Origin of the sequence: Colwellia sp. MB02u-10 (assembly GCF_014077185.1) — a bacterium.
Taxonomy (GTDB): Bacteria; Pseudomonadota; Gammaproteobacteria; order Enterobacterales; family Alteromonadaceae; genus Cognaticolwellia.
This window is the reverse complement of sequence record NZ_JACGVK010000118.1, coordinates 62,935-77,467: the sequence shown is the minus strand read 5'-3', so window position 1 is coordinate 77,467 and position 14,533 is coordinate 62,935. Positions and strand designations below refer to the sequence as shown.

General features: G+C 39.6%; 11 protein-coding genes. 7 read left to right on the top strand and 4 right to left on the bottom strand.

Going from position 1 to position 14,533, the window contains the following annotated elements:
- Positions 1 to 8 precede the first annotated feature (8 nt).
- The 6 genes from dnaE (at position 9) to H4J59_RS10110 (ending at position 8,815) form a co-directional block, all read left to right on the top strand.
- Positions 9 to 3,563 carry a DNA polymerase III subunit alpha gene (gene dnaE, locus H4J59_RS10135; protein WP_182239055.1) on the top strand — a complete coding sequence of 1,185 codons (3,555 nt, stop codon included), beginning with the start codon at positions 9 to 11 and terminating at the stop codon, positions 3,561 to 3,563.
- 52 nt (positions 3,564 to 3,615) lie between these two features.
- Positions 3,616 to 4,572: an acetyl-CoA carboxylase carboxyl transferase subunit alpha gene (accA, locus tag H4J59_RS10130; RefSeq protein WP_182188919.1), complete on the top strand. Its 957-nt coding sequence runs from the start codon at positions 3,616 to 3,618 to the stop codon at positions 4,570 to 4,572.
- Positions 4,573 to 4,667: 95 nt separating this feature from the next.
- Positions 4,668 to 6,044 carry a tRNA lysidine(34) synthetase TilS gene (gene tilS, locus H4J59_RS10125; RefSeq protein WP_182239053.1) on the top strand — a complete coding sequence of 459 codons (1,377 nt, stop codon included), beginning with the start codon at positions 4,668 to 4,670 and terminating at the stop codon, positions 6,042 to 6,044.
- 112 nt (positions 6,045 to 6,156) lie between these two features.
- Entirely contained in the window at positions 6,157 to 7,392 is a 1,236-nt protein-coding gene (gene sstT, locus H4J59_RS10120) for a serine/threonine transporter SstT (RefSeq protein WP_182239051.1), read from the top strand.
- Between the two features lie 261 nt (positions 7,393 to 7,653).
- Positions 7,654 to 8,223: a PhnA domain-containing protein gene (locus tag H4J59_RS10115; RefSeq protein ID WP_182239049.1), complete on the top strand. Its 570-nt coding sequence runs from the start codon at positions 7,654 to 7,656 to the stop codon at positions 8,221 to 8,223.
- Between the two features lie 400 nt (positions 8,224 to 8,623).
- Complete coding sequence (locus H4J59_RS10110) at positions 8,624 to 8,815, top strand: hypothetical protein (RefSeq protein ID WP_182239047.1); 192 nt, start codon at positions 8,624 to 8,626, stop codon at positions 8,813 to 8,815.
- A gap of 35 nt (positions 8,816 to 8,850) precedes the next feature.
- Here H4J59_RS10110 and H4J59_RS10105 read toward each other — a convergent pair whose 3' ends face one another.
- The gene (locus H4J59_RS10105; protein ID WP_182239045.1) at positions 8,851 to 10,710 is read right to left on the bottom strand and encodes a DUF885 family protein; all 1,860 of its coding nucleotides are present in this window, start codon (positions 10,708 to 10,710) and stop codon (positions 8,851 to 8,853) included.
- Positions 10,711 to 11,027: 317 nt separating this feature from the next.
- Here H4J59_RS10105 and H4J59_RS10100 point away from each other — a divergent pair, with 317 nt between their 5' ends.
- Positions 11,028 to 11,393: a GNAT family N-acetyltransferase gene (locus tag H4J59_RS10100; RefSeq protein WP_259369468.1), complete on the top strand. Its 366-nt coding sequence runs from the start codon at positions 11,028 to 11,030 to the stop codon at positions 11,391 to 11,393.
- 227 nt (positions 11,394 to 11,620) lie between these two features.
- On the opposite strand, the gene H4J59_RS10095 is transcribed toward H4J59_RS10100, so the two are convergent.
- From H4J59_RS10095 to H4J59_RS10085, 3 genes are all read right to left on the bottom strand, one after another.
- A complete protein-coding gene (locus H4J59_RS10095; protein WP_182239042.1) occupies positions 11,621 to 13,018 on the bottom strand; it encodes a M28 family metallopeptidase in 1,398 nt (465 codons plus the stop codon).
- A gap of 115 nt (positions 13,019 to 13,133) precedes the next feature.
- Positions 13,134 to 13,667, bottom strand: a complete 534-nt coding sequence (locus tag H4J59_RS10090) for a YaeQ family protein (RefSeq protein WP_182239040.1) — start codon at positions 13,665 to 13,667, stop codon at positions 13,134 to 13,136.
- A gap of 116 nt (positions 13,668 to 13,783) precedes the next feature.
- The gene (locus tag H4J59_RS10085; protein ID WP_182185749.1) at positions 13,784 to 14,203 is read right to left on the bottom strand and encodes a VOC family protein; all 420 of its coding nucleotides are present in this window, start codon (positions 14,201 to 14,203) and stop codon (positions 13,784 to 13,786) included.
- Between the last annotated feature and the right edge of the window lie 330 nt (positions 14,204 to 14,533).

The window sequence follows — 14,533 nt, the reverse complement described above, 5'->3', positions numbered from 1 at the left end:
AGCACTAGATGTCTGAATCTGAATTCCCAATATCTGCCGCACTATCGGGTCAATTAGTCAGCGCTAATGATCCCAAGTTTATTCATCTAAGAGTGCATAGTGACTATTCTCTGTCTGATGGTTTAAAAAAAGTTAAGCCCATCATTGCCAGAGCAGCTGAGTTAAATATGCCCGCTATGGCATTAACCGACCAAACTAATTTATGTGGTTTAGTTAAGTACTACCATGCCGCGCACGATGCAGGCATGAAACCTATTATAGGCTGTGACTTTTGGGTTAAAAGCGCTGCGCTTGAAGATGAATTATCACGTTTAGTGATTTTAGCAACTAACAATATAGGCTATAAAAACTTAACAGAATTAATCTCTCAAGCCTATTTACGTGGCCATATTCAAGGTAAAGCGGTACTAGACCGCGATTGGCTAATTGAGCGCGCAGAAGGCTTGATTATACTTTCCGGTGGCCGAGAAGGCGACATTGGTAAAGCATTATTAAAAGGTAATAATGAACTTGTTGATGAAATGCTCGGTTTTTATCAAGAATATTTTCCTAATTGTTATTATATTGAGCTGATTAGAACCGGTCGTAACGAGGAAGAGAATTACCTTCATCTTGCTGTAGAGCTTGCGTCTCGTTATGAGCTTCCTGTTGTTGCCACCAATGAAGTGATGTTTTTGAGTCCTGATAACTTTGATGCTCACGAAATTCGCGTCGCTATACATGACGGTTACACCTTAGACGATAAACGTCGGCCAAAAAAATATTCTAAAGAGCAATATCTTCGCACTGAAGAGGAAATGTTAGCGCTTTTTGCTGATATCCCCGAAGCACTAGCCAACTCAGTTGAAATTGCAAAACGCTGCAATGTTACCGTGCGCTTAGGGGAATATTTTTTACCTGACTTTCCTACTGAGGGCTTATCGATTGAAGACTTTTTGGTTAAAGTATCAGAAGAAGGTTTAGAAGAAAGATTAGAATTTTTATTTGATAAAAACGCCCCTGATTATGCCGAAAAACGTAAACCTTATGACGAACGTTTAGCTATTGAGCTAAAAGTGGTTAATAACATGGGGTTTCCGGGCTATTTCCTGATCGTGATGGAGTTCATTCAGTGGAGCAAAGATAATAATATTCCGGTCGGACCTGGGCGTGGTTCAGGGGCAGGTTCGTTGGTGGCTTATGCCCAAAAAATAACCGATCTTGACCCCCTTGAATATGATTTACTTTTTGAGCGTTTTCTCAACCCCGAACGTGTCTCTATGCCTGATTTTGATATTGATTTTTGCATGGACAGACGCGATGAAGTGATTGACCACGTTGCCGAGTTATATGGCCGTGATGCGGTATCGCAAATTATTACCTTTGGTACTATGGCCGCAAAAGCGGTTATTCGTGATGTTGGCCGAGTGCTTGGTCATCCTTATGGTTTTGTTGACCGTATTTCAAAACTAATCCCACCGACACCGGGCATGACCTTAGCAAAAGCCTTTGAAGAAGAGCCAAAGCTGCCGGAGATGTATGCTCAAGACAGTGACGTAAAAGATCTTATTGATATGTGTCGCATCTTAGAGGGCACAACACGAAATGCCGGTAAACATGCTGGTGGTGTGGTTATTTCGCCTACTACGATTACTGACTTTGCACCACTTTATTGTGATGAAGACGGTAAAAATCCGGTCACCCAATTTGACAAAAATGATGTTGAGGACGCCGGTTTAGTTAAATTTGATTTTCTTGGTTTACGGACCTTAACTATTTTGCAGTGGGCCATTGAAATGGCTGATGCAAAACTGTTGAAACAGGGTAAAGAGCGGATCAATTTAGCCACCATCAATCTCGAAGATAAAGCCAGTTTTAAAGTGTTATTAAGGTCGGAAACAACGGCTGTTTTCCAACTTGAATCTAGCGGTATGAAGTCACTTATTGCAAAACTTAAGCCGGATTGCTTTGAAGATATAATAGCCCTGGTAGCACTGTTTAGACCTGGGCCTTTGCAATCAGGCATGGTTGATAACTTTATTGAACGTAAACATGGCCGTGAAGCGATAAGTTATCCTGATGCAACTTGGCAACATCTTGACTTAAAACCTATCCTTGAGCCCACCTACGGCATTATTCTTTATCAAGAACAGGTCATGCAAATTGCGCAGGTGCTAGCGGGTTACTCGCTGGGTGGCGCAGATATGTTACGTCGTGCAATGGGTAAGAAAAAGCCAGAAGAAATGGCCAAACAGCGTGAGGGTTTTGAGGCTGGTGCTGTTGGCCGTGGCGTTGATGGTGAGCTAGCGATAAAGATTTTTGATTTAGTTGAAAAATTTGCCGGCTATGGTTTTAACAAATCACATTCTGCCGCCTATGCTTTAGTGTCTTATCAAACGCTGTGGATGAAAACCCATTTTCCAGCACCTTTTATGGCGGCAGTAATGTCAGCCGATATGGATAACACAGATAAAATTGTTACCTTAGTTGATGAATGCGGCAACATGGGGCTTGATTTATTACCACCAGATGTTAACCGTGGCCACTATAAGTTCACTGTTAATGACGCCGACCAAATTATCTATGGTATTGGCGCGGTCAAAGGTGTTGGTGAGGGCCCAATAGCAGCCATAATCGCCGCACGTGAAAGTGATGGTGAGTTTATTGATTTGTTTGATTTTTGTGCTCGAGTTGATTTGAAAAAAATTAATAAACGCATATTAGAAAAATTAATTAAGTCTGGTGCCATGGATGCGCTTGGCCCTAATGCCAAAGACGGGCCACATCGCGCTGCCTTGTTTGAGTCTTTACCCGAAGCGTTAAAAGCGGCCGAACAACATGCCAAAGCACAAGCTATTGGGCAAAACGACTTATTTGGCTTGATTAATGAAGAGCCAGAAGACAATCGACAAGCATTTAAAACCGTTGCTAAGTGGCCTGAACAACGCTGGTTAGATGGCGAAAAAGAAACATTAGGTTTATATTTAACCGGTCACCCAATAAATCGTTATTTAAATGAAATTAAACGTTATGCAACCGGGCGTTTAGTCAGCTTACAGCCAACCAATAAAGATAAAACTAGCATAGCCGTAGGCTTGGTTTTAGCGGTGCGGGTATTAGTCAATAAACGTGGTCGGCGCTGGGCCTTAGTCACGCTAGACGACAAAAGTGCGCGTATGGATATCCGATTATTTCCAGATGACTACGATAGGTTCGCTGAATTGCTCATATCTGATGCAATTTTGGTCTGTAGTGGACAGGTCAGCTTTGATGATTACTCTGGGGGTATTACAATGACCGCTCGAGATATTATGACCATTGCTGATGCACGGGAAAACTATGTCACGTCATTAGATTTGCAAATCGATAAAAATCAGCTCTCAGGACGATTTATCGATCAGTTTACGGAGGTGTTAACGCCTTATAAAGATGGTATTTGCCCAGTTCGTGTTTTTTATCAAAGAGATGAAGCGCAAGGTATGCTAGAGTTGGGAGTACAGTGGCGCGTGTCGCCAAGCGACATGCTATTATACGATTTGAAAACCCTATTGGGTGATGAGCAAGTCGAGTTAAAATTTAAATAGGTAGCGTTTATTAACAACGATACTCAAAGACAACATAGGTAATAATAATCATATGTCACTAAATTTTTTAGATTTTGAGCTCCCAATTGCGGAACTTGAAGCAAAAATTGAAGAATTGCAATTGGTCAATAATGGCCAAGGATTAGATCTTGATTTAGAAGATCAAATTTCTCAGTTGCGAGAGAAAAATAACGAACTCACTCAAAAGATTTTTTCTGGTTTAGATCCTTGGCAAACGGCGCGAGTTGCACGTCATCCTCAGCGCCCATATACCTTAGATTATCTGCCACGTATTTTTACTGAATTCGACGAATTGGCTGGCGATAGAGCCTATGCTGATGATAGAGCTATTGTGGGAGGCACTGCGCGTTTAGACGGTCGACCTGTGATGATTATTGGTCATCAAAAAGGTCGTTCAACTAATGAAAAAGTTAAACGTAATTTTGGTATGCCACGTCCAGAAGGTTACCGTAAAGCCTTGCGTTTAATGAAAATGGCAGAGCGCTTTAAAATGCCAATTATCACTTTTATTGACACCCCGGGTGCATATCCTGGTATTGGCGCTGAAGAACGTGGCCAAAGTGAAGCAATTGCGACGAATTTAAAAGCGATGTCACGTTTAAATGTACCGATTATTTGTACTGTTATCGGTGAAGGTGGCTCAGGTGGTGCACTCGCTATTGGTGTTGGTGATAAAGTGAATATGCTGCAATATTCAACTTACTCAGTTATTTCTCCAGAAGGCTGTGCCTCTATTTTGTGGAAAACGGCTGAGAAAGCACCGACAGCAGCAGAAGCTATGGGTATTACGGCTAAACGTATTAAAGAGTTAGGGCTTATCGATAGTATTGTTGAAGAACCTTTAGGTGGTGCTCATCGTGATATGGATCAAATGGCGGCATTTCTGAAGCAAGCGTTAAAGTCTGATCTTGCTGAACTTGATAAACTTTCCAGCGATGAATTAATTGAAAGTCGTTATGATAAATTAATGTCATTCGGCTACTGTTAAAACCATAAAAAGCGACCTACAAAGGGTCGCTTTTTATATGCTTGGTAATACTTCCCTTAGTCATCATATTTTATACGCGATGTTGTTTTAGAACTGTGAATATAATTGAATTAGCACTGGTGAGTTTCTTTAAACATACACCAGAAAAACCTATTATTATTGCCTATAGCGGTGGTGTCGACTCCCAAGTACTACTTGTTGCTTTGGCAAAGTTAAAACAACAGCAACAACTGCCCAATGCTATTGTTGTTTGTCATGTTAACCATGGTTTAAGTCCTGATGCCGATGCGTGGCAAGCGTTTGCACAACAAGAATGCGATAGATTATCCTTAACTTTTATCAGTCATAAATTAAATTTAAAAAAGCCAGCACAGCAAAGCTTAGAAGCGATTGCGCGTGATGCACGCTATAAAGTTTTAGTGCAAGCAAGCACTGAACCTGCTTTTATTGTTACTGGTCATCATCTTAATGATCAAGCAGAAACATTTTTATTAGCCTTAAAACGTGGCTCGGGATTAAAAGGTTTATCGGCTATGCAGGTAAGCTTACCGTTAGCGCAGCACACGCTTACCCGGCCGCTGTTATCGATATCGCGTACCGATATTGTTGCCTATGCCAATCAGCAGCAACTGAGTTGGATTGAAGATGAGTCTAATGCCGATGAGCGCTTTGAGCGAAATTTTCTGCGTCATCAAATTTTACCAACATTGAATGCGCGTTGGCCAAGTATCAATAAGACGATAGCACGCAGTGCTGAGCATTGCTTGGAAGCGCAGCAACTGCTAGATGAATTAGCGCAGCAAGACTTAGCTGATTGCCAATATTCGTCTTGTCAGTTGTCTGTTGCTAAATTGAATGCACTGAGTGAGCCACGGCTTAAAAACCTGTTACGCTATTTTTTATCTAGCCATGATTTTTTAATGCCAAGTCGTCAGCAATTAATGCAAATATGCCAACAATTAAATGCACAAGCTGATAAATCGCCGGTTGTTCAGTTAGCCGCGTGTTGCATAAGACGATATAAAACAGCGCTGTATTTAACCGCTATTTATCAGGATCTTTCAAAATGGCAACAGAGTCTAGATATAGCGATTTTAGCCGGTGAAAAATCTGTTGAGGTTTGTCTGCCAGATAAATTAGGCGTGTTGAGCTTTTCGAGTTTACTTGCACAAGAGCAAGATATAAGTCATTGGCAAGCCTTGATCAAAAAACCGAAAAACAATCAAATAGTCACGATACGTTTTTCTCACGAAAACCCTATATGTTTACCGCAATACCGACAGCATTCACGCCCGGTAAAAAAAGTATTACAAGAGCTTGCTATCCCACCATGGCAGAGGAAAAGATTACCTTTTATATATTATGACCATGAATTAGTCGCTGTAGCAGGGCAGTTTGTTTGTCAGGCCTATGTCGCTGATAACAAAAGTTCAGCGTTTGCTATTTCATGGCAGGGTGAACTGTCTTTTTAAAGTTACCGTGTAACGAATAAACTAGACAGTGTTGGTGCATAAGTGGTAAAAAATATTTCATCAATACGTTATCTTAATAATTCAAATAACAATAACTTAAATAAGAGCAACTATGACAACAGAAAATACTCCTTTAGAAAGTCAGTCATTTTTTAGCAAACTAAAAGCGATTAATATTGTCAACCAAATCATTATTGCTATTGTTTTGGGCATTGCTTTAGCACTTGTATCACCTGATATTGCTCAGTCATTTTCTATACTGGGCAGTTTATTTGTCAGTGCATTGAAAGCGGTTGCGCCTATTTTGGTCTTAGTTTTAGTCGCGTCATCTATTGCGAATCAAAAACCGAATAGCGATGCCAACTTAAAGCCTATTGTTGGGCTTTATTTAATTGGCACTATAAGTGCGGCATTAGTAGCGGTCGTATTAAGTTTTACTTTTCCTGTGCAATTAACTTTAGATTTAGTTGGCGCTAGCGCTAATCCTCCACAGGGTTTAGGTGAAGTATTATCAACATTAGCTTTTAAAATTGTTGATAATCCTTTCAATGCCGTTGTTACCGGTAATTTTATTGGTATTTTAGCTTGGGGCTTAGGTTTAGGCTTCGCGTTGAAAAAAGGCAGTGAATCAACCAAAGTGATGGTGCATGATTTTGCCGAAGCTATTTCAAGTATTGTTAAGTTAGTTATTCGTTTCGCACCCTTAGGCATCATGGGTTTAGTCGCCAATACAGTAGCGACAACAGGCTTTGATACCTTAGGTGAATTTAGCCACTTAGTGCTGGTACTTTTAGGCTCAATGCTGATCATGGCACTGATTGTTAATCCCGTCATTGTTTACCTTGTTATGCGTAAAAATCCTTATCCGTTAGTGTTAAGGTGTTTAAAAGAGTCAGGTATTACCGCATTTTTCACGCGTAGCTCGGCAGCAAATATTCCTGTAAATATGGAGTTATGTGAAAAACTTGATTTACATGAGGATACTTATTCGGTCTCTATCCCTTTAGGCGCCACTATTAATATGGCTGGAGCGGCCATCACGATTACCGTATTAACCCTAGCGGCAGCGAACACTTTAAATATTGAAGTTGATTTTGCTACCGCTATTTTATTGAGTGTTATTGCGGCGGTATCAGCTTGTGGTGCTTCAGGCGTTGCGGGTGGTTCATTATTACTTATTCCACTGGCTTGTGGTTTGTTTGGTATTGATAATGACATTGCTATGCAAGTGGTGGCGATAGGTTTTATTATTGGTGTTATTCAAGACTCAGCAGAAACAGCACTGAATAGCTCTACAGATGTTGTTTTTACTGCAGCGGCCTCGCATCATATTACTAAAAATTTATAAGACATTTAGCTCTATTTTAGTGTGCTTTGTTACTGTCATACGGAATAAACTGAATAAAGCCATCGTCCTGAAATACCTTCGGCTCGATGGCTTTATGGCAATTTCACTGCATAAAGCAGTAAAGCTGCTTATGCAAAATAGAGTAAAATACTGTCATTAAATAAATTGTGCGGCTTAATTTCTACCGTGGCAATAATCAGCACTTCTTAAATCGCTTAATTAAGAGCATAATAACGCCAAAATTTTTGTGGATATATTATTATGGTAACTGAACAGGCATTAAAGCAACGTAGTAACTCAAGTTGTGAACTTTGTACTTCAACTGACAACTTAACGGTATTTCCTGTACCGCCGACCAGTGATTTAAGTGCCCAGCAAAGCATTTATGTGTGTAGCGTTTGTTTAGCACAGGTCGAAGGCAATGCTGAGCTTGATATTAATCATTTACGTTGTCTAACTGACGCGATGTGGAATCAAGAACCCGCAGTGCAAGTCATGGCTTATCGTATGCTACATAAATTGTCAGCAGAAAGTTGGGCGCAAGATGCGCTAGATATGATTTATCTAGAAGATGCGGTGAAAACCTGGGCAGAGCAGGGTATAGCTGCCGCTGAGCGCGAAGGGCCAACTCGCGATAGCAATGGCGCTGAATTGCAAGATGGCGATAATGTTACCTTGATTAAAGATCTAAAAGTTAAAGGGGCAAACTTTACCGCTAAACAAGGCACTATGGTGCGTGGCATTAGCTTAACGGATAATCCAGAGCATATTGAAGGTAAAGTTAACGGAACGCGTATTGTGCTAGTAGCGGGCTATTTAAAGAAAGCTTAACGTTAAAGCAGCGCTATTATAAGCCAATAAAGAACAACGAAAGCACTATCAGCCTAACCGCTGCTTAGTGCTTTTTTATTGATGGTGGTTTGCCTTATCAGCAGTGACAAGTACGCTCAAATTGGGCGATTTTATATCGGGGCATATTTGGCTCACTGGTTGGATTTTTAGCTTATACCAATTTCATTAAGTTATTGCCCACTTGTGCTGGTTAAAATACACCAAGGCTACGGTGCTCTCAATCACAATAGCCAGCTATTGCTCAATCAAGCGTCTTGCCCTGATGCGTTTTCTCTGCGCACAACAAGATCACAAATTTAATGAAAGTGGTACTATTTTTTCATCTTACAATGATGACACCTGTTTTTGCTTTGTATTTAGGGGCAAGGTTAAATAATGAGTGGCAAAAAATAAAACCCGCTTAATGATCAGCTTAAGCATAATTAGCGCTAAAATAAAAACGCCAACTGCTTATGCACTTGGCGTTTTTTATATTCAGGATGAATGGTCAGCTTTGATGTTTCCGACAAAAGCTAAGTACCGACACCCATGTCGGCAATGCCAAGATCACATGAATGTGAAAGCGTGGTGAGAGTTAAGCTATTATAAGCTTAACTCATCATAGCGTTAACGATTTAATGCGATGTAGTCATTAATCATATCTTCTAATACGTTAAGTGGTACTGCGCCATTGGTTAATACAACATCATGAAATTCGCGAATATCAAATTTATCGCCTAACTGTTGTTTTGCTTTGGCTCGCAACTGCACAATTTTCAACATGCCAATTTTATATGCTGTCGCTTGTGAAGGCATAACGGCATGACGTTCAACCATTTTTATCGCATCAGACTCGGCATTTGGCGTATTATTCATGTAATACGCTAGGCTTTTTGTACGATCCCATTTTTTATTGTGCATGCCAGTATCGACCACTAAACGGCAGGCGCGCCATAGCTCCATTGCCAAACGGCCAAAGTCAGCGTAAGGGTCTTGATAAAAGCCAATTTCTTTTGGGATCATCTCTGAATATAAACCCCAACCTTCACTATAAGCTGTGTAACCACCAAACTTTCTAAATTTTGGAATATCTTCAAGTTCTTGTTTTAGCGCTATCTGCATATGATGTCCAGGAATGCCTTCATGGTAAGCGAGCGCTTCCATTTGATACGTTGGCATAGCCGCCATATCGTAAAGGTTAGCGTAGTAAATACCAGGGCGTGAGCCATCAGGAGCGGGTTGTTGGTAAAAGGCTTTACCCGCAGATTTCTCTCTAAACGCTTCAACTTGTTTAACTTTTAAGTCTGCTTTTGGTTTAGTAATAAACAACTGATCTAGCTGACCTTTCATAGTATTAATAATGTCAGTTGCTTCAGTTAAATAACGCTGACGGCCAGCTTCATCGCCAGCATAATAAAATTGTGGGTCGTGGCGCATAAATTGGAAAAACTCGTTTAATGAGCCTTCAAAGTTAACTTTTTTCATGATCACGCGCATTTCATCATGTATGCGTGCAACTTCATCTAAACCAATTTTATGAATTTCATCTGCGGTTAATTCAGTGGTGGTTGTTCGGTTTAAGGCATTATTATAAAATTTATCGCCTTGTGGAAATTTCCAGGCACCGTAGTTATCATCAGCTTGTTTTTCAAGTTCAGTTAAGTAGCTGACTAATGCTTGATAGCCGGCCTTAAACTCTGTGGTTAACGCGCTTGCTAGCTCATCAGTTAAGGACTGTTTCTCTTCATCAGAAAGCTCTAATTGTGCTATTTTTTTATTAAAGTCTGTAAATAAAGTACTGTCAGCTTTATTATCAAATGGGGCACCTACCAGTAAATTGCTTGCATCGCGTATCACATGAGCAAAAACAAATTTGGGGGCAATAATACCTTTATCCGCTCTGATTTTAAGTTGATCAACCAATTGCTCCAGTAACAGTTTCGAGTTTTTTACACGGGCAATATAGTCATGGGCTTGCTTAGTGTCTTTAATACTATGTTGGTTAATCAGTAATGCGGGTATTTGTGAGTGCACCCCAAACATTTGGTTAACAGGGTAGCTATGGTGACGCCAAGGGTAGTCAGCAATTTTTTGTGTTAGTTTTTGTGAAAGTAGCTGGTAGCTCAACTGGGTTTGCTTATCGACATTATTGATGTCAATGACTTGAATTCGTTGCAGCGCTTGTTTAGCAAATTCGAGCTCTTTAGCACTGTTTTCCTCTGATAGATCTTGCCACTTATCGTAGTCAGTTTTAATGCCAAGATAGGTTTGTCTAACAGGATTACGATTAACGCCTTCCATAAAAATAGTGTCAAATAACTCATTTGCTACTTGAGAAGCCTCAGCTGTGCTATTAAGTTGTGCTGATGTAGATGGCATTGCAAGCGCATTATTGCCTTTAACAACGGGTGTCATAGTCTCATTACTGCAAGCAACCGATAGTACCGCGGTAATAGAGATAACAAGAAGTGATTTATTGAAGGTCATGTTGTAGTCCTATTTTAGTTTATGCGCTATATTGCCGTTATCTTTCGTTAGCGATCAAGCATGCCGCGCTCAATGGTGGTTTTTTTGCGATGACTTTCAGTTATTCTCTCATAGTTCAAAGCAGAAATTTATGGTTTACCACATTAATCAACTTGCTATAGTGGTGTCATTGATGGATAAATTATTCGCGTTCGAGGTGATAAATAAATAAAGTATTGGCAAGTAACAGCCTTAACCAAAAGCGTGCAGCTATGGTTAGCTTTCGACGGGCAATAATAAACGATAGAGCTTTTCTGTTAAGCTTACGAAAAGTAACGATGAATAAGCATTTACAATATGCTGGACTTTATCTTGATGATACCGCTCATCTGCTGCGCATTGATGAGTTTTTTTCTGATTCTTATATTATTTCATACCAAGATAAAGCGATTGGATTATTAAAATTAGGCTTGTTTGCTGATAAAATTCACCTGCGCCAATTTCAGTTATTACCGCAATATCAAGGTTTAGGAATTGGCAGCAGAGTGCTTGAGTTAGTTAAGCGTAAAGCTCAAGACAAACAACTCGCTATTACCTTAAATGTATTGTTAAAAAATCCGGCTAAGCAGTTATATTTACGCCATGATTTTGTGGTGATGGATAGCAATAAACTCGAGTATCAAATGCGCTGGCAATGTCAGTAATGTCAGCAATAACGAGCAAATATCAGAGCTTTAGCCGCTGAAAAATAGCCGCTTAAAAATTTAGTGCTTTTGGTCATCATACGCTGGATTTACTTTTCTCTAATTAGGCCACTCTACTTAAAGGCTGACTCATTAAAAAGTCCTAAGTTAGATATAAGGTTAAACGTAAAGGCCAATATCAGTTTTAAAGGCTAACACTCACTTTAAAGCTAAAAAACATAATCAGTTTAGTAAATTTTACCTTCAATGGTTATTTGCGCTTTATCAATGCGCGTTGGTGTTACTGCGCCGTCAACAAGCGACTGTGTTGCTGTGGCTAACGATTCAATGACTTTATGCATCGATGATAAGTCTAAGCTACTAATGTCGTCACTAACTTGATGATAATGTTGATCCTTATCGAGTTGTGTACTGCTAAAACTGTGTGCAGGTACACCTAAACGCGCTAAAGTTGCATTGTCTGAGCGATAAAATAGCCCTTGTTTTGGGTAGGGGTCTTGGTATATTTGTGTGTCAAGCGCGATGAGCTTTTCATTGAGTAAGGCGCCTAAATTAGAGCGTTCCATACCCGTCATCCAAACGGTTCCTGGGCCAAATTTCGATGGTTTGCCAATCATTTCAATATTGATCATGGCAACCACGTTATCAGGGTTCAGCTGCTGTGAAAAATAGCTAGAGCCAAAGCCGCCAATCTCTTCAGCCGTAAAAGCACTAAACATTAACGTACGTTTGTTATCGCCTTTCTCGGCGTAATATTGCGCTAAATTTAATACCGCTGTCGTACCTGATGCATCGTCATCAGCGCCATTATAGATTTTTTTACCATCGTCTGTGATACCCAAATGGTCGTAATGTGATGAGTATAAAACGATTTCTTTAGGGCTTTCAATACCAGGTAATACACCCACTACATTGGTTAGCGATTGTTTAGTGATTATTGCACTGGCGTTAACGCTATAGTTTTCAATTTCATTTTCGTCACTTAATACCATGACAATAGCACCAGGATGTTCAAGTGAAAGCTTAGTTAAGCCACGATTAAAATAGTTTTGATAGGCCTTAAAGCTTTTCGCATGTGCACTATTGATAATAACTAAGTGTTGACCACCGGCTTGATTTAACTCAGTTAAAATTTTACGTAGATCATCGGTTTTCTCAACCCTATGGCTTTTTGCGTTACCGAATTGCCAATTTACTTCCTCTATCGTTGTCGCTATAGCTAAGTATTCAGGACTAATTTTTTTACTATTTAACATCACGTTAAGCGTTTGAACTTGAATTTGATTGACGGTAAAAGCTTGTAAGAACAGGGCAGGTTTCTCTTTGGCGTCAACAATCGAATTAATGGCTATTTTACTTAACGAGAGACTGGTTTGCAGGGGCTTTAGGCCAATATTAGCAAAACGCTGAGCAATATAATTTGCCGCTTGGTCAATTTCAGGGCTAAAACTTGCCCGACCTTTTAACTTGTCAGCGGCTAAATAGGTAATATCTTTGACCACTTGTTTTAACGGTATTGTCGCTGCAACGCTAGAGAATGAGCAGGTAATCGCTAGCATGACCGAGAAAATTTTGAGTTTATAATCGGTGTGTTTCTTTAGAGTAGAGTCAAATATGCTCATCATAGTTATTGGTATTGCCATAGTATTTAAAATTTTATTATTGAAATTATTACAAAATAATCAAGAGGTTAACGCTAAGTTAAGTGTTGTTATTCAATTAGCGCCTATTAGGCTAAGACTATTTAAGTTTATTGAGTTCAATTAATAGTGATTGTTCACCACAGGTAAGCCAGAACTGGCCATCTTGTATACTCACTTGAAACTCCATCGAGCGATTAGCGAGTAGCTCCAAAGCTTGAGATGTTTCTTCACTAAAGCTTTCTACCGATAGTTTATTGAGTTGATTTAGTTTACTTTTTGATTGTTGCCACCAGGTGTCTACGCTGCTGCCATAACAATAAAGCTTCACTTGTTGGGCGCGATTACAGGCTTTTTTCAGCCTTTTTTCATCGAGTTGGCCTAGTTCAATCCAGAGTTCAATGACGTCACTGTAATTAACTCGCCAAATGGCCGCTTCGTCCTCATCACTAACACCTTTACCAAATTGTAGGTTTTCACTGGCATTGAGTAGATAGGCAATGAGTCTGATCATCATGCGACGGTCATTCTCAGAAGGGTGCTGTGCTATGGTTAATTGTATGGTGTCATAATAGTGACGATCCATATCAGAGAGATGGATCGTCGCTTTTTTGATGGTTGCTTTTAAGGCCATGAAGATTCTGAGTATTATTTTTGATTAATTAATTCAGTATATTAACGCGTATTAAGTCCTTGTGATAGCAACTTATAACAAGTGAATTAATTAATCTTCAGCGGGTATGGACTATTTTACCAGCTACCTGAATTTTCCATACTTAACCAAGGTTCTTGTGGCGCTAGTCGCTCGCCTTTTTGCAATAATTCGATTGAAATATTATCAGGTGATTTAACAAATGCCATGTGGCCACAGCGTGGTGGTCGGTTAATAGTAATACCTGCGGCCATTAGCTTTTCACATAAGGCATAGATATCGTCAACCTCAAAGGCTAAATGGCCAAAGTTTCTACCGACAGTATATTCTTCTGCTGAATGCCAGTTGTGGGTAAGTTCTATTTCAGCGGCACCTGGCTCTGTTGCTAAAAATATTAAGCTGAATTTACCTGCAGGAACGTCAAAACGGCGGGTTTCTATTAAGCCTAAATGCTTAATAAAAAAATCTAGTGACTTGTCTAAGTCGGTAATACGAATCATAGTATGTAAAAATTTCATAGTTTGCTCGTCCATTTTATATTTAATGATAAAATTGATAACCTTATCATTTTTAGTCTTTGATATGACTCTTTGATAAGGTTTTTAAGTTGTTTATTGTCAAAAGATCTCTTCCAGTTTTCACTTCCCTTAATAAACGTATTGTTTTTTTGCTTTGCTAACAGATAAAAATTATTGAGTTCAAGTTTAAACACCATACTTATACTAGCGTTTTATTTACTGTCGTGTCTTAACTCTTGGTATCTTTTACTGAAGAGAACTTGTGATTCTAAAAGGTTAATTAGCTCAATAATCGCATCAATTTAAGCTCATGGATGATGACATCTAATG

Coding starts and splice junctions, on each gene's coding strand:
- dnaE (WP_182239055.1), top strand. CDS start 9: ATGTCTGAATCTGAATTCCCAATATCTGCCGCACTATCGGGTCAATTA.
- accA (WP_182188919.1), top strand. CDS start 3,616: ATGTCACTAAATTTTTTAGATTTTGAGCTCCCAATTGCGGAACTTGAA.
- sstT (WP_182239051.1), top strand. CDS start 6,157: ATGACAACAGAAAATACTCCTTTAGAAAGTCAGTCATTTTTTAGCAAA.
- H4J59_RS10115 (WP_182239049.1), top strand. CDS start 7,654: ATGGTAACTGAACAGGCATTAAAGCAACGTAGTAACTCAAGTTGTGAA.
- H4J59_RS10105 (WP_182239045.1), bottom strand. CDS start 10,710: ATGACCTTCAATAAATCACTTCTTGTTATCTCTATTACCGCGGTACTA.
- H4J59_RS10100 (WP_259369468.1), top strand. CDS start 11,028: ATGAATAAGCATTTACAATATGCTGGACTTTATCTTGATGATACCGCT.
- H4J59_RS10095 (WP_182239042.1), bottom strand. CDS start 13,018: ATGATGAGCATATTTGACTCTACTCTAAAGAAACACACCGATTATAAA.
- H4J59_RS10090 (WP_182239040.1), bottom strand. CDS start 13,667: ATGGCCTTAAAAGCAACCATCAAAAAAGCGACGATCCATCTCTCTGAT.
- H4J59_RS10085 (WP_182185749.1), bottom strand. CDS start 14,203: ATGAAATTTTTACATACTATGATTCGTATTACCGACTTAGACAAGTCA.